Origin of the sequence: Streptomyces bikiniensis, from assembly GCF_000716625.1 — a bacterium.
Lineage (GTDB): Bacteria > Actinomycetota > Actinomycetes > Streptomycetales > Streptomycetaceae > Streptomyces > Streptomyces bikiniensis.
On sequence record NZ_JNXJ01000045.1, the window covers coordinates 1 to 20722 of the forward strand.

Genomic DNA, 20722 nt, shown 5'->3' on the forward strand with positions numbered 1-20722 from the left:
ACGACCCCGCCACCGTGGGCGTGGACGGGATCACCCTGCGAATCGGTGAACTGGACGGCGTTGGTGACGGTGACGGCCGCCGCATGAGCGGTGCCCACGGCGCCGAACAGGGACAGGAGGACGGCGCAGAGTGCGGTGAGCACGGTGGCCGTCCCCGAGGTGGTGCGTCGCATGATCGCGTACCTCGTGGTCTGGGGGGAGGGGATGGGCTGATGTGGCGGGTGGGGCGAACGAAGGCGTGGCTTCCGCTGGGAAGCCGTGCACCGGGGAAACACGCTCTTAGCTCGCCGCCGACGTCGGGTGATGTCGGGGCCCGGGAACGCCGACGACACGTGACCGCCCCGTTACGGGGAGGTGTCGACTTGTTATGTTCGCGTTAACACGAGCGCTTGGGAGGAGAGTTTGGGAGGGGCGACAGTGGCTGTCAAGGATTCGGACACGATCCACCGCAGACTTACCGGCTGGTATGTTTGCGCCAACACGCCGCGGGCCCCGCGGACGCGCGGACACTCGCGACGGAAGGTCATCGATGGCGACGGACAACAGGACGAGGTCGCCCCGCTCACGCGCGACGCGCCAGTGGCCGTCCATGGCGGACGTGGCCGCCCTGGCCGGCGTCTCCTCCCAGACGGTGTCCCGAGTGGCGAACAACCGGCAGAACGTCGACTCCGTGACCCGCGAGAAGGTGCTCTCCGCCATGCAGACGCTCGGCTACCGCCCCAACACGGCGGCCCGCGCGCTGGTCACCGGCCGTTTCGGGGCCCTGGGCGTGGTCAGCTTCGACGTGAGCGCCCACGGCAACGCCCGCACGCTCGGCGCGATCGCCGACGCCGCCCGCGAGGCCGACTTCTCGGTGAACTTCATGGGAGTGCGGGCCCAGACCGAGGCCGCCGTACGCCATGCCTTCCAGCATCTGATGCTGCAGTCCGTCGACGGCATCGTGCTGGTCGAGTCGCAGATGCTCGACACCCCGTCGCTGCGCCTGCCGCCGTCCATGCCGGTGGTCGTCGCCGACGGCGACACCGGCCACGAGTACCCCCACGTCGACTTCGACCAGGCGCACGGCTCCCGCAGCGTGGTGTCCCACCTCCTCGGTCTCGGCCACCGCACGGTCTGGCACCTCGCGGGCCCGGCCGACTCGTTCGCCGCGCGACGCCGCGCCGAGTCCTGGCGGCGGACCCTCGTGGACGCGGGCGCGCCCGTACCGCCCGTGGTGCACGGGGACTGGTCGGCGCGGTCCGGCTACCGGGCCGGGCTCGACCTCGCCCGCCGGCCGGAGGTCACGGCCGTCTTCGCCGCGAACGACCAGATGGCGATGGGCCTGATGCGCGCCCTCCACGAAGCGGGCAGGAGCGTGCCCGGCCACGTCAGCGTGGCCGGTTTCGACGACATCGCCGAGGCCGCCTACCTCGTGCCGCCCCTGACGACCGTGCACCAGGACTTCGAAGTGGTCGGCAAGCACTGTGTGGCGCTGCTGCTCGACCAGGTCGAGGGCCGTACGGACGGGGCGCGGCGCCGGGCGGTGGAACCCGTCCTCGTGGTGCGCTCGAGCACGGCTCCGCCACGGCCGGGCGCCCTGGCCTGAGGTCGCCGCCCGGCGCCCCCACCCGAGATCGCGGCCGGACACCGCGGGCCCGGCCGCCCCCCGCACGGCCACGAGCGTGCGGGGTCAGCCCTTCCGTCCGCGCGCGGCGGGGGACGCCGTGCTGTGCCGTTCCACCAGGGTGGTCGGCACGAGGCGCACCCCCGTGACCGTCTCGCCCGCCAGCTCCCGCAGGACCGCCTCGACGCACCACTCGCCGACCTGCGCGAAGTCCTGGTGGACCGTGGTCAGGGGCGGGATGAAGGACGCCGCCTCGGGGATGTCGTCGAAGCCGACGACGCTGACGTCCTCGGGGACGCGCACGCCGCGGTCGTGAAAGGCCCGCAGCAGGCCCAGGGCCATCTGGTCGTTGGCCACGAAGACCGCCGTGCACCCCGGCTCACCGGCGAGCCCCAGACCGGCCTCGTATCCCGATTCGGGGGTCCAGTCCCCGCGCAGAGCGGGCGGCACCGCGCGCCCCTCGGCACGCAGCACCTCCTCCCACGCCTCGGCCCGGCGGCCGGCGGCGAAGGACTCCTCGGGTCCCGCGACGTGCCAGACCGTGTCGTGGCCGAGGTCGAGCAGATGCCGCACGGCGGCGCGGGCGCCCTGCCGCTGGTCCGTGTCCACCACGGGGAAGTCGGTGGCGTCGGAGTCGACCACGACCACCTTGACGTGCGGCGGCAGGGTGAGGGCGGCGGTGTCGAGCAGGTGCACCTCCATGATCAGCACGACGGCGTCGACCGCCAGTTCGTCGAGGCGGGTGAACGCCCCCTTGACGTTCTCCTGGGTGGGTGCGTCCAGGGGGATCAGCGTGACCGCGTAGCCCGCGCGGGACGCCGATCCCGCTATGGCGTCCAGGGTCCTGACGTTTCCCGTGCTGGTGAGCCCCATCGTGATGACGCCGATGGCCCGGAAGTCGCCCCGCTTGAGAGCGCGCGCCGCGCTGTTGGGACGGTATCCCAGCTCCTTCATCGCGTCGAGGACCCGCTTCCGGGTGGCCTCGACGACGGCCGCGTCACCGTTGGAGACGCGCGAAACCGTCTGTGAGGAGACGCCCGCCAGCCGGGCGACGTCCGCCATGGAAACCCTGCGCTGTCCGGTACGCACCCCCCGCCCGTCGCTCTTCGTGACCACCGCCGGCCGGCCGGTCGCGTTCTGCTCGGTCACCCGATTCCCTCTCATTCGCTGCCACTTCGTGCTTGACGCCCCCCGGTGGGAATGTCACCATCACGCTACCGATGATTACGTAAACATTTCTCGTCGGTCAGCCTTCCCGTAGGGCCGATTTCCGGCCATAGCCGCCCTGAACCTCAGGCGGCCCCCCGCTTCAGGCCCCATACCTTCGCTCCCGTCCTCCGGACCGACCGGACACCGACGCTAGGAACACGCCATGACGCTTCTGTCGACGCGCGCTACGGCAGCACCACCGCACCGCCCACGAGCCCGCTTCCGTCTCCGCAAGGAGGCACTCGTGGGCTGGGGGTTCGCCGGCCCGTTCGTCGCGGTCTTCGGCCTCGTCTTCCTCGCGCCGATCGGATACGCCGGGTACCTGAGCCTCTTCCAGGACCGACTCATCGGCGGGACCTCGTTCGTCGGGCTCGACAACTACGGCGAGGCACTGACGGACCCCCGCTTCTGGGACGGCCTGATGCGCGTCGGCCTCTTCCTGCTGGTCCAGGTGCCGGTCATGCTGGGCATCGCGCTCCTCGCGGCCCTGGCGATCGACAGCGGCCGGCTCTACGGCAAGACCTTCTTCCGCGTCTCGATCTTCCTCCCGTACGCCGTGCCCGCCGTCGTCGCCAGCCTCATCTGGGGCTTCATGTACGGCAATCAATTCGGCCTGGTCGGCAACATCAACGACGCGTTCGGCGTCACCCTCCCCGACCCGCTCTCCCCCTCCCTGGTCCTCGCCTCGATCGGCAACATCGTCACCTGGGAGTTCGTCGGATACAACATGCTGATCTTCTACTCCGCCCTCAAGGTCGTCCCCCGCTCGCTCTACGAGGCGGCGGCGATCGACGGCGCCGGAGAGTGGCGGATCGTCACCTCGGTCAAGCTGCCGGCCATCCGCAGCGCCCTGGTCATCGCCACGATCTTCTCCATCATCGGCAGCTTCCAGCTCTTCAACGAGCCGAGCATCCTGCAGAAGCTCGCCCCCAACGCCATCACCAACGACCTGACCCCCAACCTCTACACGTACTCGCTGTCCTTCTCGGGCCAGCAGCACAACTACGCGGCGACCGTGGCGATCGTGATGGGCGTGATCACCGCGATCATCGCCTACGCGGTCCAGCTGCGCGGCATGCGGAAGGGCTGAGCCATGACCACCTCCATGACCACCGCGGCCGCCGAGTCCACCCCGGACCCCCACGAGCCGCGAGCCGCAGGCACCCCGGCCGCCCCGCACCGCGCCCGCCCCGCCGCGACCCGCGACCGCAAGCGGCTCCCGCACACGCCGCTCAACCCCCGGCGCAGCGTCCCACTGACGCTCCTCACCGGCCTGGTCCTCGTCTACACCCTGCTCCCGCTCGCCTGGCTGGTCATCAACGCCACCAAGAGCCAGCGGGGACTGCTCGACTCCTTCGGGCTGTGGTTCGCCGACGACTTCAACCTGTGGGACAACATCACCCGCACGCTCACCTACGACGACGGGGTCTTCGTCCGCTGGCTGCTCAACACGCTGCTGTACGTCGCCGCCGGCGCGGGCGGCGCCACGGTCCTCGCCGTCCTCGGCGGCTACGCCCTCGCGAAGTACGACTTCCCCGGCCGCAAGGCGGTCTTCGCGGTCGTCATCGGAGCCGTGGCCGTCCCCGGCACCGCCCTCGCGGTGCCCACCTTCCTGATGTTCAGCAACATGGGCCTGACGAACACCCCCTGGGCCGTCATCATCCCCTCCCTGATCTCACCCTTCGGGCTCTACCTCATGTGGGTCTTCGCCGCCGAGGCCGTCCCCACCGAGCTGCTGGAGGCCGCGCGCATCGACGGCTCCGGCGAGCTGCGCACCTTCTTCACGATCGCGCTGCCGCTCCTCGTGCCGGGCACCGTCACCGTGCTGCTGTTCTCCATGGTCGCGACCTGGAACAACTACTTCCTGCCGCTGATCATGATCAAGGACCCCGACTGGTACCCGCTGACCCTCGGCCTCAACGCCTGGAACGCCCAGGCCCAGACGGCCGGCGGCGAGGCCGTCTTCGACCTGATCGTCACCGGTTCCCTGCTGACGATCGTCCCGATCGTGGCCGTCTTCCTGCTGCTCCAGCGGTACTGGCAGTCCGGCCTGGCCGCCGGAAGCGTCAAGGAATGACCGCCCGCCCCTCCGTTCCCCCCTCCGAACCGCCTCCCCCTCCGGAAGCCCCTCCCCGCCCGCACCACCGACCAGGAGCACCTCCCATGCGCACCCACTCCTCCCGCAGACTCCTCGGCGCCCTCGCCGTGCTCGCCACGCTCTCGCTGACCGCCACGGCCTGTGGCTCCGACGGGTCCAACGCCGGCACCGGCGGCGCCCCGAAGGACGTCGCCGCCGCGCTGGAGAAGGGCGGCAAGGTCACGGTGTGGGCCTGGGAGCCCACCCTGAAGAAGGTCGCCGCCGACTTCGAGAAGAAGTACCCCAACGTCGACGTCGAACTCGTCAACGCCGGCACCGGCGACAAGCAGTACACCGCCCTGCAGAACGCCATCGCCGCCGGCTCCGGCGCACCCGACGTCGCCCAGATCGAGTACTACGCCCTCGGCCAGTTCGCCATCGGCAAGACCGTCGAGGACCTCTCCCCCTACGGTGCCGCGAAGTACGGCACGAGCTTCACGCCCGGCCCGTGGAACGCGGTCACCGAGGGCGAGGCGATCTTCGCGCTGCCGATGGACTCGGGCCCGATGGCGTTCTTCTACAACAAGAAGGTCTTCGACAAGCACGGCGTCAAGGTCCCGACCACCTGGGACGAGTACGTCGAGGCGGCGCGGACCCTGCACAAGGCCGACCCGAAGATCTTCATCACCAACGACACCGGCGACGCCGGCGCCACCACCAGCCTCATCTGGCAGGCCGGAGGCCGCCCGTACAAGACCGACGGCACGAACGTCACCGTGGACTTCGGCGACGAGGGCACGAGGAAGTACACCGCGACCTGGCAGAAGCTCCTCGACGAGAAGCTCGTCGCACCCATCAGCTCCTGGAGCGACGCCTGGTACAAGGGACTGGCCGACGGCTCCCTCGCCACCCTCTCCATCGGTGCCTGGATGCCCGCCAACCTCTCCTCCGGCGTCGCCTCCGCCTCCGGCGACTGGCGCGTCGCCCCCCTCCCCCAGTGGACCAAGGGCGACAAGGCCAGCGCCGAGAACGGCGGCAGCTCCCTCGCCGTCCCCAAGGCAGCCAAGAACAAGGAACTCGCCTACGCCTTCACCGAGTTCGCCACCACCGGCACCGGCGCCACCAGCCGGGTCACCGAAGGCGCCTTCCCCGCCACCCGCGCCGACCTCGAATCCAAGGCCTTCCTCGACAAGCCCTTCCCCTACTTCGGCGGCCAGCAGGCCAACCGCGTCTTCGCCGAATCCGCCCGCAACGTCGGCGAGGACTGGTCCTACCTGCCCTTCCAGGTCTACGCCAACTCGATCTTCAACGACACCGTCGGCAAGGCGTACGTCTCCCCGACGAAGCTCGACGACGGGCTCAAGAACTGGCAGGACGCCAGCGTGAAGTACGGCAACGACCAGGGCTTCACCGTCAACGAGTAGGACCCGCCACTCCGGGGCGGAGCCCAGGCGCTCCGCCCCGCGAGCCCCCGGAGGGGCTTGCCACGCCCGCCATGTTTGCGTAAACATAACGGGTGCCGCCTCGACCTCAGCACGCCTTCACGTACAGGAGCAAGCAGCGCATGCCCGTTCTCCAGACCGACCAGACCGGATTCCTGCTCGACGGAAAGCCCTTCCGTTTCCTGTCCGGCGGGCTGCACTACTTCCGGGTCCACCCCGAGCAGTGGCAGGACCGGCTCCGCAAGGCCCGGCTCATGGGCCTCAACACCGTCGAGACCTACGTCCCCTGGAACCTCCACCAGCCGCGCCCCGACCGCTTCGTGCTCGACGGCGGGCTCGACCTCCCCCGCTTCCTCGACCTGGCCGCCGCCGAGGGACTGCACGTCCTGCTGCGCCCGGGCCCGTACATCTGCGCGGAGTGGGAGGGCGGCGGCCTGCCCTCGTGGCTGCTCACCGAACCCGACATGCGGCTGCGCTCCCGCGACCCCCGCTTCCTGGCGGCCGTGGACGACTTCTTCCGCCGGCTCCTCACCCCGCTCCAGCCGTACCTCGCTTCGCGGGGCGGACCCGTCCTGGCCGTACAGGTGGAGAACGAGTACGGAGCCTACGGCGACGACACCGCCTACATGGAGCACATCGCCGGCTCGCTGCGCGCCTGCGGCGTCGACGTCCCCCTCTTCACCTGCGACCAGCCGGTCGACCTGGAGCGCGGCGCCCTGCCCGGCGTCCTCGCCACCGCCAACTTCGGCAGCCGCTCGGCCCACCACCTGGCCGCCCTGCGCGCGCAGCGCCCCGAAGGACCGCTGATGACCACCGAGTTCTGGATCGGCTGGTTCGACCGCTGGGGCGCCCACCACGTGGTCCGTGACCCCGACGACGCCGCCCGCGAGCTCGACGAGGTCCTGGCCGCCGGCGCCTCGGTGAACTTCTACATGTTCCACGGCGGCACCAACTTCGGCTTCACCAACGGCGCCAACGACAAGCACACCTACCGCCCCACCGTCACCTCCTACGACTACGACGCCCCGCTCGACGAGGCCGGCGACCCGACGGAGAAGTACACGGCCTTCCGTGACGTGATCGCCAAGTACGCGCCTGTGCCGGACGCTCCCGTGCCCGCCCCGGGCGCCAAACTGGCCGTCCCCGCCGTCGCGTTGACCCAGAGCGCCGAGCTGCTGCCGAGCGCGGACGGGCTAGCCTCGCGGATCGACTCCCGCAGGCCGCTGACCATGGAGGAGCTGGAGCAGGACTTCGGCTTCGTCCTGTACGAGACCACCGTGCCCGTGCGCGGCCCCGCCCTGCTGGAGATCGAGCACGTCCGCGACCGCGCCCAGGTGTTCGTCGACGGACAGCCCGTGGGCGTCCTGGAGCGCGAGAACCACGAGCACTCCCTGGCCTTCACGGCCCCGCGGGCCGGCAGCGTGCTCTCGATCCTGGTGGAGAACCAGGGGCGGGTGAACTACGGCCAGGGCATCCACGACCGCAAGGGCCTGCTCGGCCCGGTCCTCCTCGACGGCGTCGAGCCGTCGGCGTGGACCAACCGCCCGCTGCCGCTCGCCACCCTGGAGGGCGTCCCCTTCGCGGTCGGCACGACCACCCCCGTGGGCCCGGCGTTCCACCGGGGCACCTTCGAGGTCACCGAGCCGGCCGACACCTATCTGCACCTCGACGGCTGGACCAAGGGCAACGCCTGGGTGAACGGCTTCCCGCTGGGCCGGTACTGGTCCCGCGGCCCGCAGAAGTCGCTGTACGTCCCCGCCCCCGTCCTGCGCGCCGGCACGAACGAGATCGTCGTCCTGGAGCTCCACGCCGGCCCCCGGGGCCGTACCGTCGACTTCCGCGCGACGCCCGACCTCGGCCCGACCGAGGAGTAGGACCATCCGGCGACGCCGGGCTCGGGCCCGTCCCCCGCGTGCCCGAGCCCGGCCCTCTCCGCCTCGGCCCTCCCGGCTTCCGGGAGGGCTTCGCCGTTCCCCCGGCGGGCGGGGACGCCGGCACCGGGCACACGCGTACGGCGGGCGGCCGCGCCTCGGTGTCCTGGAGGGGATGCTCCTCCGCCGAGGCGTCCCTCCGTGGCGGGGCGCGTCGACGGGACCGCGTCCGACGGCCTTCCGCGCTCCCGCCCCACCGGTGGGGGACGCCGACCGGACGAACCGGCGCACAGGGCACCGCCGTCGGCGTCCGCCCCTGGTCACCCCGGTACGCCACGAGGCCCGCCCCCTTCCGCGGGGGCGGGCTCACCCGTGTGGTGGTTCGTGCCGCTCAGTGCGGGAGTCCGACCGCCCGTTCTCCGTTGCGGCGCTGCTGGATGACCACGGCGGCCACGAGCAGGGCGCCCTGGGCGACGTTCTGCCAGAAGGTGTTGATGCCCTCGACCGTCAGGCCGTTCTCCAGGGCCCCCAGGAGGGCGACGGCGAGCAGGGTGCCGCCGACCCCTCCCTTGCCGCCCTTGAGCGCGCAGCCGCCGAGGGCGGCGGCGGTGATGGCCTTGAGTTCGAGGCCCTCGCTGCCGGAGACGGGCTGGCCGGAGCCGGTGCGAGCGGTGAGCAGGATGCCCGCGACGGCGGCGACGACGCCGATGAGGGCGTAGACGGCGACGAGGTACTTGTTGATGTTGATGCCGGCCAGACGCGCTGCGGTGTCGTTGCCGCCGATCGCGTAGAGGTTGCGGCCGATGTCGGTGTACTTGAGCATCACGTGCACGGCGATCGCCACGACGACGAGGATCCAGACCATGACGGGCAGTCCGGCGATCCTGCCGCGGCCGAGGAAGACGAAGACCGGGTCGTTGAGGACGTAGCCCTGGGCCCGGCCGTCGGACAGGAGCTGGGCGAGGCCCTTGTAGGCGGCGAGTCCGGCGAGGGTGGCGATGGTCGGGTTGACGCGGCCGTAGACGATGACGAGGCCGTTGAGGACGCCCACCAGGACGCCGACGCCGACCGCGGCGAGCATGCCGACGAACGCGCTGGAGCCGGTGCTGGTGAAGACCATGGCACTGACGACCGAGGCGACGCCGACCTGGGAGCCGACGGAGATGTCGAGGCCGCCGCAGATGATGACCACGGTCTGCACGATGGCGAGAAGGCCGGTGATGGTCGCGGCCTCGGCTATCACCTGGAGGTTGGAGAGGGCGAGGTAGTTCTCGTTGAGGGCCCCGAACAGGCCGAGGACGACGACGAGCGCACCGATCAGACTGAGGTTCTGCCCGCCGAGGGCGGCCGGCGCGTAGCGCTTGCGCGCCGTCGGCGTGGCTCCCTCGGTCTCGGTCGGGGAGGTGGTGGCGGTGGTCATCGGGGGCCTCCATGGGCGGAGTCGGTACGGGGCCGCGCGGCGGCCGGGGTGGGGGCTGTGTCGAGAGGTGCGAGGTCGTCGGCCATGGCGAGGTTGAGGATCGCTTCCTCGGTGGCCTCGGCCCGGCCGAGTTCGCCGGTCACGCGGCCGCCCTGCATCACCACGATCCGGTCGGCGAGTCCGAGTACCTCGGGGAGTTCGGAGGAGATCACGAGCAGGGCGACGCCGTCCTGGGCGAGGTCGGCGATGATCCGGTAGATCTCCGCCTTGGCGCCGATGTCGATGCCGCGGGTGGGCTCGTCGAGGATCAGGACCTTCGGCCGGCGCAGAAGCCACCGGGCGAGGACGACCTTCTGCTGGTTGCCGCCGGACAGTTTGCGCACCTCGTGCTCGATGGACGGGGCGCGCACCCTCAGCCGGTCGGAGAAGTCCTGGGCGACGGTCTTCTCCTGGCTGCGGCGGACGAAGCGCATCCGGCGCAGGCGTTCGAGGCTGACCAGGGAGGTGTTGTCGCGGATGGACCGGTGCAGGAAAAGGGCCTGGGCCTTGCGCTCCTCCGGAGCCAGGCCGATGCCGGCCCGGATGGCGTCCTTCGGGCTGCGCAGCCGCAGCGGCCGGCCGTTCAGGGTGATCCGGCCGGAACGCAGGGGGCGGTCGCCGGCGAGGGCGAGCCCCAGCTCCGAGCGGCCTGCGCCCATCAGACCGGCGAGGGCGACCACTTCGCCCGCCCTGACCTCGAGGCTGATGTCGGTGACGTCGTCGGTCGTGACGCCGTCCAGTCGCAGGACGACGTCGTCCCGTGCGACGTCCTGTCGTACGAAGAGGGAGGAGAGGTCGCGGCCGACCATCATCCGCACGACCTCGCCCTCGGTGGTCGCGGCGGCGTCGAGGACGCCGGCGGAGGCGCCGTCGCGGAGCACGGCGATGCGGTCGGCGAGCCGGAAGATCTCCTTCATGCGGTGGGAGACGTAGATGATCGCGATGCCCCGGGCGCGCAGCCGGCCGATGAGGGCGAACAGCGCCTCGGCCTCGTTCTCCGCGAGCGAGGAGGTCGGCTCGTCGAAGGCGATGACCTTGGCGTCGCCGGTGAGGGCGCGCAGGATCTCCACCAACTGCCTCTGCGCGGGTGTCAGTTCGGACCCGAGCTGTTCCGGGTCGATGACCTTCTCGAAGCCGAGCCGTGCCAGGTCCGAGGTGATCCTGCGGCTCAGCTCGGCGCGGTCGAGGCGTCGGCCGGCCTTGCGGGGCAGGGATCCGGCGTAGACGTTCTCCGCCACGGAGACGTGCGGGATGATCTCCGGTTCCTGCGGGATGATGCGGATCCCGGCCCGGCGGGCGTCGTGCGGCGAGGCGAAGGAGACCGGCGCGCCGGAGAGGAGGACGCGGCCTTCGGTGGGCTGGTGGTCGCCGGTGAGGATCTTCAGCAGCGTGGACTTGCCGGCGCCGTTCTCGCCCATGAGCGCGGTGACCTGCCCGGGCGGAAAGGTCAGGGTGACGCCGCTGAGGGCTTGGACGGCGCCGAAGCGCTTGGTGACGTTCTCGACGGCGACACCGACACCGGGGGTCGCCTGGGTGGGGGGTGGGGTGCCGGGTGTGGTCATGCTGGCCTCACGTGCTGGAGGGACGGGAAGGGGCGGGGCCGCGCGCCGGCGGAAGTGGGCCGGCGCGGCGGGCAAGGCCGGCGGTGGAGGGGAGGGCCGGTGCGGTGGGAGAACCGGGGGTTCGAGGAGGGGGCCGGTGCGGCGGACGGGGGGCGGTACGCCGCACCGGCGTCGAGGGGCGGCACTCAGCCGCAGGTGACTCCGGCCGACTTCCAGGTGCCGGCGTCGACCATGGTGGTCGGAGCGAAGGCCTCCTTCGGGAACGCCTTGCCGTTCTTGAGCTTGTCGTACATGGTCTGCACGGCCAGGGCCCCGACGTCCTCGCCGTTGATGAACAGCGCGGCCTTCATGCCGGACGGCTTGCCCGAGCTCCAGTTCTTGCAGGCGAGGTAGGCGCCGAGGCCCACGCCGATGACGTCGTCGGCCTTGAAGCCGGCGTTCTCCAGCGCGGTCACCCCGCCCTGGACGTTCTCGTCGTTGCAGCCCCAGACCACCCAGTGCTTGACGTCCGGGTTCGCCGTGACGGTGGCCGCGATCTTGTCCTGTGCGCCGGTGGGGCTGTTGTCCGTGGGGACGTCGATGTTCTGCACCTTGGCGCCGGCCGCGGCGGCGAAGGCGTCCTTGGCCGCCTCGACGCGGTCGGTGCAGACGGTCACGTCCTGCTTCCAGGCGGAGATGGTGCGGGTCTCCGCGGCGTTCCAGCCGGCCTTCTTGAACTCGGCGGCGGCGCGCTTGCCGACCTCACCGCCCATCTGGGCTCCGCTGAAGCCGATCCGGGGCACGAGAGCGTCGGGGGGACACGAGGACGGGTCCGGTCCGGTCGTGCAGATCTGGTCGTCGGAGGTGAGCAGGGCGACCTTGGCGTCCTTGGCGATCTGGGCGACCTGAGGGCCCACGGCCGGGTCGGGGACGACGACGATCAGGCCGTTGCTCTTCTGCGAGATCGCCGACTGCGCCTCGCTGATGGTCTTGTTGGCGTCGGTGCCGAGGTTGACGACCTTCAGGTCGATGCCGAGTTCGTCCGCCTTGGCCTTGGCGCCGGCCGCTTCCCCGACGAAGTACTCCTGGTCGCCCTGCTTCTGGAGGTACGTCAGGGAGATCTTGCCCTCGACCTTGGCGGCCTCCCCGCCGCCTTCCGGGCCCGCCGCCTGCTGGCCACTGGAGCAGGAGGCGAGTACGAGGACGGTGGCCAGTCCCAGTGCGGCCGCCGCCATCGGACGCCGGTGGTGTTCCGTGAACATGTCATTCCCCTTGCCTGGCGGCCGCGCGCGGCCGACCGATGCGGCGTGGATCAGGTGGTGTCGCGGAGGTCGCCGCGAGGAGAGGGGAACGACGGTTCCGGTCCGGGCGGACGACCATGCGAGGTGAGCGGCTGGGGCACTTCAGTAGCGTCGAAGTCACCGCAGCACACCATTAATCAACTAGACACACCACAGAAAAGCGCTGGCCCCACCAAAAGTCAACATCCGAGTCCAGGCCCCGAGGATCGATACTGCTCCGTTATCGGTGTCGACACGGGCGACAGCGGCCTCCTGCCGCCCGCTTGCTCACCAGCGGGGCATGCCGACCTTCACCGTCAAGATGTTGAACTTTGTTTGTTCTGCCCCGCGGTCCGGGGAACGCGGCCTCAGCGAGAGTGACCGGGAAGCCGCCTGTCATCGCGTCCCTCGGCACGAGCCCTGGCCGCACGGGTGCGGCTCACCGGGCCGAAGACCTCGCGGTCGTTGAGGAAACCCTCGAACGCCAGGGCGGCCGCGCCCCGGCTCACCGCGTCGTGCGGCAGCGAACTGAGCCTGAGCGTGACGGCGCGGAGGGGCGGGGCGAGGGTGTGGCCGGCCAGAGCCGCCCTCGTCTCGGCGAGGAGACGTTCGCCGAGGTGCGCGGCGACCTGGTCGCCGAGGACGAGCGTCTCGGGGTTGAGGATGTTCACCAGGTTGCCGAGCGCCGCCCCCAGATAGGCGGCGGTCCGCCCGATCACCGCGACGGCGACCGGATCGTCCTTCGCCGCCCGGGCGGCGAGGCCGGTGAGCAGCGACGCCGCGATGTCGTCGGCTTCGGCGAGCAAGGGGTCGTCAGGGGCGAGCGAGCGGAGGGTCTCGGCGATGCCGGCGGTCCCCACGTACGCCTCGACGCAGCCGAGGTTGCCGCAGCGGCACCGTCGGCCCTCGAAGACCAGGCAACTGTGCCCCCACTCCCCCGCACTGTTCGTGGCACCGCGGTAGAGCGTGCCGTCCAGGGCGAGACCGGCCCCGACGCCGGAGCGGAGCATCACGACGACGAGGTTGTCGACGTCCCGCCCGGCGCCGAACCACATCTCGGCGAGGGCACTGGCCTTGAGCGGGTTGTCCAGGTGGACCGGGAGCCCGAGGCGGTCGGCCAGGCGGTCCCGCATCGGCACGTCCCGCCAGGCCCAGTAGGGGGAGTAGGCCGAGACTCCCCGCTCCCGCTCGACGAGCCCGGGGAGGCTGATGCCGACCCCCAGGACACGGGAGCGGGGGGACTCCGCGGCGGCGAGGACGGCGTCCGCGCCCGCCCCGATCAGATCGGCGATCTGATCGGGGGTCACGTCCCCCGGGGTGACGGGCCTTTCGTCGACGGCCATCTTTCCGAGCGCCAGGTCGAACAGCTCGGTGCGGACGGAGGTCTCGCCGACGTCCACGCCGACGAGGGTGCCCCGGTCCGCGTTGAGGGCGAGCAACGCACGCGGGCGGCCACCGCCGGACTCCGCGTGTCCCGCCTCGACCAGTACGCCCTCGTCGATCAGTTCGGAGGTGAGATTGGAGACGGTCGCGAACGAGAGCGCCGTTTCGGAGGCGAGGTCCTGCCGCGTCCGGGGCCCGGCGGAGGCGTGGAACCGGCGCAGCACCTCGAACCGGTTGAGGCGCCTGATGTCCTGAGCACTGCGGTTCGCCACGGTCCGCCTCCCTGGGGCCCACGCCCTCGTGGGCTTCCTCCAACGGTTGAACAATGTACTCCATCCACTATTTACAACAGTTAGAGGAACCGTTAGCTTTCACCGCGGAAGGGACTCTCACATGCACCGAATAACAGCCCTGCCCTGCGCACCCGCCCCCGGAAGGCTTTCCGAGGGCCCGGTCTGGGATCACCGCTCACAAGAACTCCTCTGGGTCGACATCACCGCCGGGCTCGTCCACCGCGGGGTCCTCACGCAGCGGGGCGACGGCAGCGGTCTGCCCGACATCGCCGTGCGCGAGTCCCTCGACCTCGGCGTGACCGTAGGCGCCGTCCTTCCCGCCTGGAGCGGTGCGCTGCTCGCCGCGGCCGGCACCTCGATCCTGGGCCTGGGGCCGGAGAGGACCGCGACGATCGCCACGCTGCCGGAGCGCACCGACCACGTCCGGCGGCGGTTCAACGACGCCGCCTGCGACCCCTTCGGCCGGCTCTTCGCCGGAACCATGGCCCTGGGCGCCGACCCCGGCGCGGGGACGCTCTACCGCCTCGACCGGACCGGCCTCACTCCCGTCGTCGACCCGGTCACGATCTCCAACGGTCTGGGGTGGAGCCCCGACGGCCGGCTCCTCTACTACGCCGACAGCCCCACCCGCCGGGTGGACGTGTACGACTACGACCTCGTCACGGGTACCCCCTCGAACCGCCGGCCCTTCGTACGTCTCGACCGCGGTGTGCCCGACGGGCTGACCGTCGACGCCCGCGGAAACGTCTGGGTGGCGGTCTGGGGTGCCGGTGAGGTCCGCGCCTTCGCCCCGGACGGGGCCCTCCTCACGGTGGTCGAGGTCCCCACCTCGCACGTCTCCAGCTGCGCCTTCGCCGGACCCGCGCTGGACATCCTGGTGATCACCACCGCGCGGGAGGAACTCGCTCCGGACCGACTGCGCACGCAGCGGGACGCCGGACGCCTCTTCGTCTGCCGGCCCGGTGCCGTCGGCCAGACCCCGCACCTGTACGAAGACCTCACGACGGAGCACACCCCATGACCTCGCTCACGACCGCCCTCGCCACGACTCCCGTGGTGGCGATCCTCCGATCCGGTTCCGCCGCCCGCTTCCCTGAAGTCGCCGAAGTCCTGTGCGCACAAGGCGTGCGGGCCGTGGAGTTCACCCTCACGACCCCGGGCGTCCTGGACGTGTTGAGCGAGTTCTCCCAGGCCCTCCCCGATGGCCTCGCCCTGGGGGCGGGCACGGTCACCACGCCCCGGCAGGCCGAACAGGCCGTCGCCGCCGGCGCCCGCTACCTCATCACCCCCGCCGTCTCCGCCGACGTCATCAGGGAGGCCCGCCACCTCGGAGTACCGGTCCTCCCGGGGGCCGTCACCCCGACCGAGATCCTCAGCGCCTGGCAGGAAGGCGCCACGATGGTCAAGCTCTTCCCGGCCTCCTTCACCGGCGGTCCCGCGTACGTCCGCGCGCTGCGGGCTCCTCTGCCCCACGTGCCCCTCGTGCCCACCGGGGGCATATCGGTCGAGGAGGCGCCCGCCTACGTCGCGGCCGGCGCCCAGGCCGTCGGCATGGGCAGCCCCCTCGTGGGAGACGCGTGCGAGGGCGGCGACCTCGACGCCCTGCGTGAGCGCGCCGCTCGCCTCGTCTCGTCCCTCGCGGGAGCCCGGCGATGACCGACCTCGTGACTCTGGGAGAGGCGATGCTCGCCGTCTCCCTCAGCGAAGCGGGTCCCCTCTTTCCCGGAGCGACCGCTCGCCTGTCGTTCGCCGGGGCCGAGGCGACCGTGGCCATCGGAGTCTGCCGTCAGGGCCACCGCGCCACCTGGACCGGCGTCGTCGGCGCGGACGCGGCGGGGACGATGATCCTCACCGCCCTGCGCGCCGAAGGCGTCGACGCCACCCACGTGCGCGTCGACCCTTCCTTGCCCACCGGCCTGATGCTCCGCCAGCGCCGCACCTCCGACCGCATCCTGGCCTCCTACTACCGCAAGGGCCAGGCCGGAGCCGGCCTGAGCCCCGGGGACGTCGACCCGGACCTCGTCGCCGGCGCCCGCATCCTGCACGTCACCGGCATCACGCCGGCGTTGGGGCCCGGCCCGCTGGAAGCGGTCCGCCACGCCGTGGCCGCCGCCCGGACCGCGGGGACCACCGTCTCGCTGGACGTCAACTACCGCAGCATGCTGTGGTCTCCCGCAGAGGCCGCGGCGGTCCTCCGGCCGCTCGTGCGGGAGGCGGACATCGTCTTCGCCGGTCTCGACGAGGCGGGGCTGCTGGTGGAGGCGGCGGGCGCGGCCCCCGCCGCCCGGGCGCTCGCGGAGCTCGGCCCTCGGCAGTGCGTGATCAAGCTCGGTGCCGACGGCGCCCTCGCGCTCGTCGACGACGAGGTCTTCGTCCAGGCACCCGTCCCGGTCACAGCCGTCGACCCCCTCGGAGCGGGCGACTCCTTCGTCGCCGGCTACCTGTCGGGCCTCCTGGACGGCGCCGCCCCGGCCGAGAGGCTGCGTACCGCCGCGATCTGCGGCGCGTTCTCCGTATCCGTGCCGGGCGACTGGGAGGGACTTCCCCGCCGCGCGGAGGGCTCGCTCCTCACGGGAGACGACATCCGGCGCTGACGGTGCCACCCGTCCGCCCCGGTCCAGAACCAGAAGGGACCATCCCATGCAACGCTTCGCTGGCACCACCGCGGTCGTGACCGGCGCCGCCTCCGGCATCGGCGCGGCCAGCGCGCGCCGACTGGCCTCCGAGGGCGCCACGGTCGTCCTGGCCGACATCGCCGACGACGCCGGAGAAAGAGTCGCCGACGGCATCCGCCGGTCCGGCGGCTCCGCCCTCTACGTCCACTGCGACGTCTCCTCGGAGACGGACTGGCTCCGGCTGCGCGAGCGGACCCGGGCCGTCCCCGGCCCGGTCGGCATCCTGCACAGCAACGCCTTCATGCACCGTGACGCCGCCGCACAGGATCTGGACGGCTACGGGTGGGACCGCGAACTCGCCGTCAACCTGAAGGCGCTGTTCCTCGCCGCCCGCACCTTCCTGGAAGACCTGCGCGAGACGAACGGCGCGTTCGTCGCCACCTCCAGCGTGCACGCCCACTTCGGCCTGCCCGGGTACCCCGCGTACGCGGCGTCCAAGGGCGGGGCGTGCGCGCTGATGCGCCAGCTCGCCGTCGAGTACGGACCCGACGTGCGGTTCAACTCCGTCCTTCCCGGCCCGATCCTCACCGAGGTGTGGGACACCGTGTCCGAGGAGGACCGACGGCTCTCCGCGGACGCCACCGCACTGCGCCGTCTGGGCGCCGCGGACGAGGTCGCCTCCGCGGTGGCCTTCCTCGCGTCGCCGGACGCCGCCTACATCACCGGTACCGAACTCGTCGTCGACGGCGGCTGGTCGGTCAAGAAGGAGTCGAAGTGAAGATCACCTCTCTGCGCACCCATCTCGTCGCCCCCCGCTGGTGCTTCCTGAGGATCGACACCGACGAGGGGATCACCGGCTGGGGCGAGCCCGTCGTCGAGGGCCGCGCCCACACCGTCGCCGCCGCCGTCGACGAGCTGTCCGACTACCTGATCGGCCGGGACCCGATGCGGATCGAGGACCACTGGCAGGTCCTCACCAAAGGCGGCTTCTACCGGGGCGGCCCCGTCCTCTCGAGCGCCGTCGCCGGCATCGACCAGGCCCTGTGGGACATCAAGGGCAAGGCCCTCGGCGTCCCCGTATGGCAGCTCCTCGGCGGCAACGTCCGCGACCGCGTGCGCGTCTACAGCTGGATCGGCGGCGACCGGCCCGAGGACGTCGTGGAGCAGGCGCTCGCCAGGAGGTCGGAGGGCTTCACCGCCGTCAAGATGAACGCCTCGCCGCAACTGGAGTTCATCGACACCCCCGCGGCGGTGCACGGCATCGTCGAACGGGTCGCGAGCATCCGGGAGGCGGTGGGCGACTCCTTCGACATCGCGGTCGACTTCCACGGCCGGCTGACCATCCCCATGGCCCGTCGCGTGCTGCCGCTCCTGGAGCCCTACCTGCCCTTCTTCGTCGAGGAACCGCTGGTCCCCGAACTCAGCGAGCACATCGGCGAGATCGTCCGCTCCACCTCGATCCCCATCGCAACAGGCGAACGCCTGTATTCCCGCTGGGACTTCACCTCCGTACTGGCCTCGGGCATCGCGGTCGCACAGCCCGACCTCTCGCACGCCGGGGGCATCTCCGAGACCCGCAGGATCGCTGCCATGGCCGAGGCGTACGACGTGTCCCTCGCCCCGCACTGCCCGCTCGGACCCATCGCCCTCGCCTCCTGCCTCCAGGTCGGCTTCGCCACGCCCAACCTGCTCATCCAGGAGCAGAGCCTCGGCATCCACTACAACACCGGCTCCGACCTCCTCGACTACCTGGTGGACCCCTCGGTCTTCCGGTACGAGGACGGGCACGTCGCCCTCCTCTCCGCACCCGGTCTCGGCATCGAGGTCGACGAGAAGGCCGTGGAACGCGCCGCCGAGACCGGCCACCGCTGGCGCAACCCGGTCTGGCGCCACAAGGACGGCTCCTTCGCGGAGTGGTGACGGGGCACCGCGGACACCTCGGTCCGTCATCGACAGGACGTTCGCCTCCGGTGACCGCACCGGCGGCGAACGGCGCGGTCGGGACGCCTGTCGACTCGTCAGTGGAGTCGGCAAAAGGTCGGCGTCCAGCTGACCGGACCTGCTCGCACGGGAGCCCAAGCAGAAGCACGCCGCATCGGTTGCGCGACCGGGAGGAGTCGCGAGATCACCCCTCCCGGTGGCGCGCCGAATGCCGGAGCCATGGCCGGGCGAACCTCGTTCGAGGATCGGGCATGACACGAAAAGGCCCAGGTCAACGCAGCCTCCCCCGCGCCTGCAGCTGCGTCGGGGGCACCTCCGGGGCGTCGAGCCGGGCACCGTCGTACCCCTTCACCCCGCCGAAGCGGGAGCCGGTCGCCCAGTCCTCGCGCGCCTGGCGGATCTCCTCGTCGGTGCGGCCGACGGAGTTCCGCCACGGCCCGCGCGGGCATCGCATCACCGCAGGTCGATCCCGCTTGCTTCAGGCAGGGGTCAGCAAAAGGTCGGCATCGGCGCCCGGAGAGTCCGCAGACGTCCGGCCTGTGCGTGAGGGGGTGCGGTCATCCCTCGGTCCCGGCCGGGGAGTTCGGCTGGGCGCGTGTCGATCCGGGCTTGCCGCCGGAGGACGGCCCGGACCCGTAAGCGCTCCGTCCAGCGGGTCAGACACACCTCGGTAACATCGGGCCGGGCCCTGGCCGAGGACGCCCCTGCCGGTGTCGTCCGACGCTATATTGCGAGGGTGGATTCCGGATGGCCGCGGCCGAGCCGACGTACTGCCGAACTGATGCGGGACGTCGCCGAGTCCCTCCTGGCTTCGACGAGCGTGGCGGTCGACGGGGTCGTGGCCGCCGCCCACCGGGAGGCCGAGTACCGCGCCCTGCTGGACGACCCGCAGTTCGCGGCGGCCGACCGTCACATGGGCAGGGCGTATTTCAGGCATTGGCTGTCGGCCATCCTGCAGGACCCCGGCATGCGGGTCGGACCGTGTGTCGACCCCGAGGTTCTGCAGTTCGCACGCGACCTGGTGCGACGCGGCCTGGACACGCACGACCTCGGTTCGTGGCGGGGCGCCCAGCACGGGGCGTGGGAGCTGTGGGTCGACGCCTGCTTCGCCGCGACCACCGTCGTCGACGAGCTCCGTGACGTGATGAAGGTGTCCGAGCGGTCGATGGCGACGTTCGTCGACGACTCGATCGCGGCGCTCGACGAGTACGCCGAGAAGGAACGCGCGGACCTCGCGCGGGGCGCCAGCGCCGAGCGGCACTCCACCGTCCAGCTCTTGCTCGAAGGTGCGCCGATCGGCCGGGCGCTGGCCGAATCGCGGCTCGGGTACGCGCTGGCGGGCAGTCACCTCGCCGCGATCATCTGGAGCGACTCCAGCGACGAGGCCGCGGGGCTCGACGCGGCCGCCGAAGCCGTGATGAGGATGTGCGGAGCCTCGTGCCGGCTCACCCTGAACGCGAGCGCGACCGCGCTGTGGGTGTGGGTCCCGGCGGACACGGTCCCGCCGGCCGAGACGGCGGTGGCCGCCCTGGCCGGCCACCCGGGAACCCATGTCGCGTTCGGACGTTGCGGGCGGGACGTCGATGGTTTCCGCCGGAGTCACCTGGACGCCTCCGCCGCGCAACGGCTCCTGGCGCGCATGGGCTCGGCGCGCCCTGTCGTCCGGTACGAGGACGTCGCGCTGGTGTCGGTGCTCACGGCCGACATGGCGCAGGCCGATCAGTTCGTGGCCGACACGCTGGGCGACCTCGCGACCGCCGACCCGGTGCTGCGGCAGACCGTGCTGACCTATGTCCGGGAGCGGTTCAACGGCTCAGCCGCCGCGGAGCGGATGTTCACGCACCGCAACACCATCGAGCGGCGGCTGGCCCGCGCCGACCAGCTGCTGCCGGTGCCGCTGGCCGACAACGCCGCGAGCGTCGTCGCGGCGCTCATGCTCGTGGAGTTGCGGAACTGAACCCCTCACGTCCGGTGGCGCTCGTGAGGGGCTTGTTCTCCCTCCGGGCCT

Annotated in this window: 16 protein-coding genes and 1 pseudogene; 11 read left to right on the forward strand and 6 right to left on the reverse strand. The window is 71.5% G+C overall.

Going from position 1 to position 20722, the window contains the following annotated elements; all coding sequences use genetic code 11:
• The first annotated feature begins 589 nt into the window (after window positions 1-589).
• Window positions 590-1585, forward strand: a complete 996-nt coding sequence (locus OO47_RS27655) for a LacI family DNA-binding transcriptional regulator (RefSeq protein ID WP_030220659.1) — start codon at window positions 590-592, stop codon at window positions 1583-1585.
• An 84-nt stretch (window positions 1586-1669) separates the two neighbouring features.
• On the opposite strand, the gene OO47_RS27660 is transcribed toward OO47_RS27655, so the two are convergent.
• On the reverse strand, window positions 1670-2665 hold the full coding sequence (locus OO47_RS27660) for a LacI family DNA-binding transcriptional regulator (protein ID WP_030220663.1): 996 nt from the start codon (window positions 2663-2665) through the stop codon (window positions 1670-1672).
• 310 nt (window positions 2666-2975) lie between these two features.
• Between OO47_RS27660 and OO47_RS27665 the strand changes: the two genes are divergently transcribed.
• The 4 genes from OO47_RS27665 (at window position 2976) to OO47_RS27680 (ending at window position 8205) form a co-directional block, all read left to right on the forward strand.
• On the forward strand, window positions 2976-3902 hold the full coding sequence (locus OO47_RS27665; protein WP_030220665.1) for a carbohydrate ABC transporter permease: 927 nt from the start codon (window positions 2976-2978) through the stop codon (window positions 3900-3902).
• A gap of 3 nt (window positions 3903-3905) precedes the next feature.
• Window positions 3906-4889 (forward strand): carbohydrate ABC transporter permease, encoded by a 984-nt coding sequence (locus OO47_RS27670; protein WP_030220667.1) that lies wholly within the window; start codon window positions 3906-3908, stop codon window positions 4887-4889.
• Window positions 4890-4975: 86 nt separating this feature from the next.
• Window positions 4976-6313: an ABC transporter substrate-binding protein gene (locus OO47_RS27675; RefSeq protein ID WP_030220669.1), complete on the forward strand. Its 1338-nt coding sequence runs from the start codon at window positions 4976-4978 to the stop codon at window positions 6311-6313.
• Window positions 6314-6453: 140 nt separating this feature from the next.
• Window positions 6454-8205: a glycoside hydrolase family 35 protein gene (locus tag OO47_RS27680; protein ID WP_030220672.1), complete on the forward strand. Its 1752-nt coding sequence runs from the start codon at window positions 6454-6456 to the stop codon at window positions 8203-8205.
• Between the two features lie 388 nt (window positions 8206-8593).
• Here OO47_RS27680 and OO47_RS27685 read toward each other — a convergent pair whose 3' ends face one another.
• The 4 genes from OO47_RS27685 to OO47_RS27700 all read right to left on the reverse strand — a co-directional run bounded on the left by OO47_RS27685 (window position 8594) and on the right by OO47_RS27700 (window position 14137).
• Window positions 8594-9622 carry an ABC transporter permease gene (locus OO47_RS27685; protein ID WP_030220675.1) on the reverse strand — a complete coding sequence of 343 codons (1029 nt, stop codon included), beginning with the start codon at window positions 9620-9622 and terminating at the stop codon, window positions 8594-8596.
• Window positions 9619-11223, reverse strand: a complete 1605-nt coding sequence (locus OO47_RS27690) for a sugar ABC transporter ATP-binding protein (protein ID WP_030220678.1) — start codon at window positions 11221-11223, stop codon at window positions 9619-9621. Before OO47_RS27690 ends, OO47_RS27685 begins: the two co-directional genes overlap by 4 nt.
• Window positions 11224-11408: 185 nt before the next feature.
• Window positions 11409-12464 carry a substrate-binding domain-containing protein gene (locus OO47_RS27695; protein ID WP_106969489.1) on the reverse strand — a complete coding sequence of 352 codons (1056 nt, stop codon included), beginning with the start codon at window positions 12462-12464 and terminating at the stop codon, window positions 11409-11411.
• 386 nt (window positions 12465-12850) lie between these two features.
• The gene (locus tag OO47_RS27700) at window positions 12851-14137 is read right to left on the reverse strand and encodes an ROK family protein (protein ID WP_030220682.1); all 1287 of its coding nucleotides are present in this window, start codon (window positions 14135-14137) and stop codon (window positions 12851-12853) included.
• Between the two features lie 121 nt (window positions 14138-14258).
• Here OO47_RS27700 and OO47_RS27705 point away from each other — a divergent pair, with 121 nt between their 5' ends.
• Genes OO47_RS27705 through dgoD form a run of 5 tightly spaced genes read left to right on the forward strand, consistent with a single transcriptional unit; the run spans window position 14259 to window position 18693 of the window.
• Entirely contained in the window at window positions 14259-15179 is a 921-nt protein-coding gene (locus OO47_RS27705) for an SMP-30/gluconolactonase/LRE family protein (protein WP_051736413.1), read from the forward strand.
• Window positions 15176-15814 (forward strand): bifunctional 4-hydroxy-2-oxoglutarate aldolase/2-dehydro-3-deoxy-phosphogluconate aldolase, encoded by a 639-nt coding sequence (locus tag OO47_RS27710; RefSeq protein ID WP_030220688.1) that lies wholly within the window; start codon window positions 15176-15178, stop codon window positions 15812-15814. Before OO47_RS27705 ends, OO47_RS27710 begins: the two co-directional genes overlap by 4 nt.
• Window positions 15811-16752, forward strand: a complete 942-nt coding sequence (locus tag OO47_RS27715) for a sugar kinase (protein ID WP_030220691.1) — start codon at window positions 15811-15813, stop codon at window positions 16750-16752. The genes OO47_RS27710 and OO47_RS27715 overlap by 4 nt, the downstream gene beginning before the upstream one ends.
• A 46-nt stretch (window positions 16753-16798) precedes the next feature.
• A complete protein-coding gene (locus OO47_RS27720) occupies window positions 16799-17551 on the forward strand; it encodes an SDR family NAD(P)-dependent oxidoreductase (RefSeq protein WP_030220694.1) in 753 nt (250 codons plus the stop codon).
• Window positions 17548-18693: a galactonate dehydratase gene (gene dgoD, locus OO47_RS27725; protein WP_030220697.1), complete on the forward strand. Its 1146-nt coding sequence runs from the start codon at window positions 17548-17550 to the stop codon at window positions 18691-18693. The genes OO47_RS27720 and dgoD overlap by 4 nt, the downstream gene beginning before the upstream one ends.
• Window positions 18694-18985: 292 nt before the next feature.
• Here dgoD and OO47_RS27730 read toward each other — a convergent pair.
• Window positions 18986-19141, reverse strand: a pseudogene (locus OO47_RS27730) (pirin); the annotation flags it as partial.
• A 354-nt stretch (window positions 19142-19495) separates the two neighbouring features.
• On the opposite strand from OO47_RS27730, the gene OO47_RS27735 reads away from it, so the two are divergent.
• Complete coding sequence (locus OO47_RS27735; protein ID WP_033210519.1) at window positions 19496-20671, forward strand: helix-turn-helix domain-containing protein; 1176 nt, start codon at window positions 19496-19498, stop codon at window positions 20669-20671.
• Window positions 20672-20722: the final 51 nt, after the last annotated feature.

What these genes read in the sequence shown, in the direction of transcription:
- OO47_RS27655 (WP_030220659.1), top strand. Translation starts at nt 590, where the DNA reads ATGGCGGACGTGGCCGCCCTGGCCGGCGTCTCCTCCCAGACGGTGTCC.
- OO47_RS27660 (WP_030220663.1), bottom strand. Translation starts at nt 2,665, where the DNA reads ATGGCGGACGTCGCCCGGCTGGCGGGCGTCTCCTCACAGACGGTTTCG.
- OO47_RS27665 (WP_030220665.1), top strand. Translation starts at nt 2,976, where the DNA reads ATGACGCTTCTGTCGACGCGCGCTACGGCAGCACCACCGCACCGCCCA.
- OO47_RS27670 (WP_030220667.1), top strand. Translation starts at nt 3,906, where the DNA reads ATGACCACCTCCATGACCACCGCGGCCGCCGAGTCCACCCCGGACCCC.
- OO47_RS27675 (WP_030220669.1), top strand. Translation starts at nt 4,976, where the DNA reads ATGCGCACCCACTCCTCCCGCAGACTCCTCGGCGCCCTCGCCGTGCTC.
- OO47_RS27680 (WP_030220672.1), top strand. Translation starts at nt 6,454, where the DNA reads ATGCCCGTTCTCCAGACCGACCAGACCGGATTCCTGCTCGACGGAAAG.
- OO47_RS27685 (WP_030220675.1), bottom strand. Translation starts at nt 9,622, where the DNA reads ATGACCACCGCCACCACCTCCCCGACCGAGACCGAGGGAGCCACGCCG.
- OO47_RS27690 (WP_030220678.1), bottom strand. Translation starts at nt 11,223, where the DNA reads ATGACCACACCCGGCACCCCACCCCCCACCCAGGCGACCCCCGGTGTC.
- OO47_RS27695 (WP_106969489.1), bottom strand. Translation starts at nt 12,464, where the DNA reads ATGTTCACGGAACACCACCGGCGTCCGATGGCGGCGGCCGCACTGGGA.
- OO47_RS27705 (WP_051736413.1), top strand. Translation starts at nt 14,259, where the DNA reads ATGCACCGAATAACAGCCCTGCCCTGCGCACCCGCCCCCGGAAGGCTT.
- OO47_RS27710 (WP_030220688.1), top strand. Translation starts at nt 15,176, where the DNA reads ATGACCTCGCTCACGACCGCCCTCGCCACGACTCCCGTGGTGGCGATC.
- OO47_RS27715 (WP_030220691.1), top strand. Translation starts at nt 15,811, where the DNA reads ATGACCGACCTCGTGACTCTGGGAGAGGCGATGCTCGCCGTCTCCCTC.
- OO47_RS27720 (WP_030220694.1), top strand. Translation starts at nt 16,799, where the DNA reads ATGCAACGCTTCGCTGGCACCACCGCGGTCGTGACCGGCGCCGCCTCC.
- OO47_RS27735 (WP_033210519.1), top strand. Translation starts at nt 19,496, where the DNA reads ATGCGGGACGTCGCCGAGTCCCTCCTGGCTTCGACGAGCGTGGCGGTC.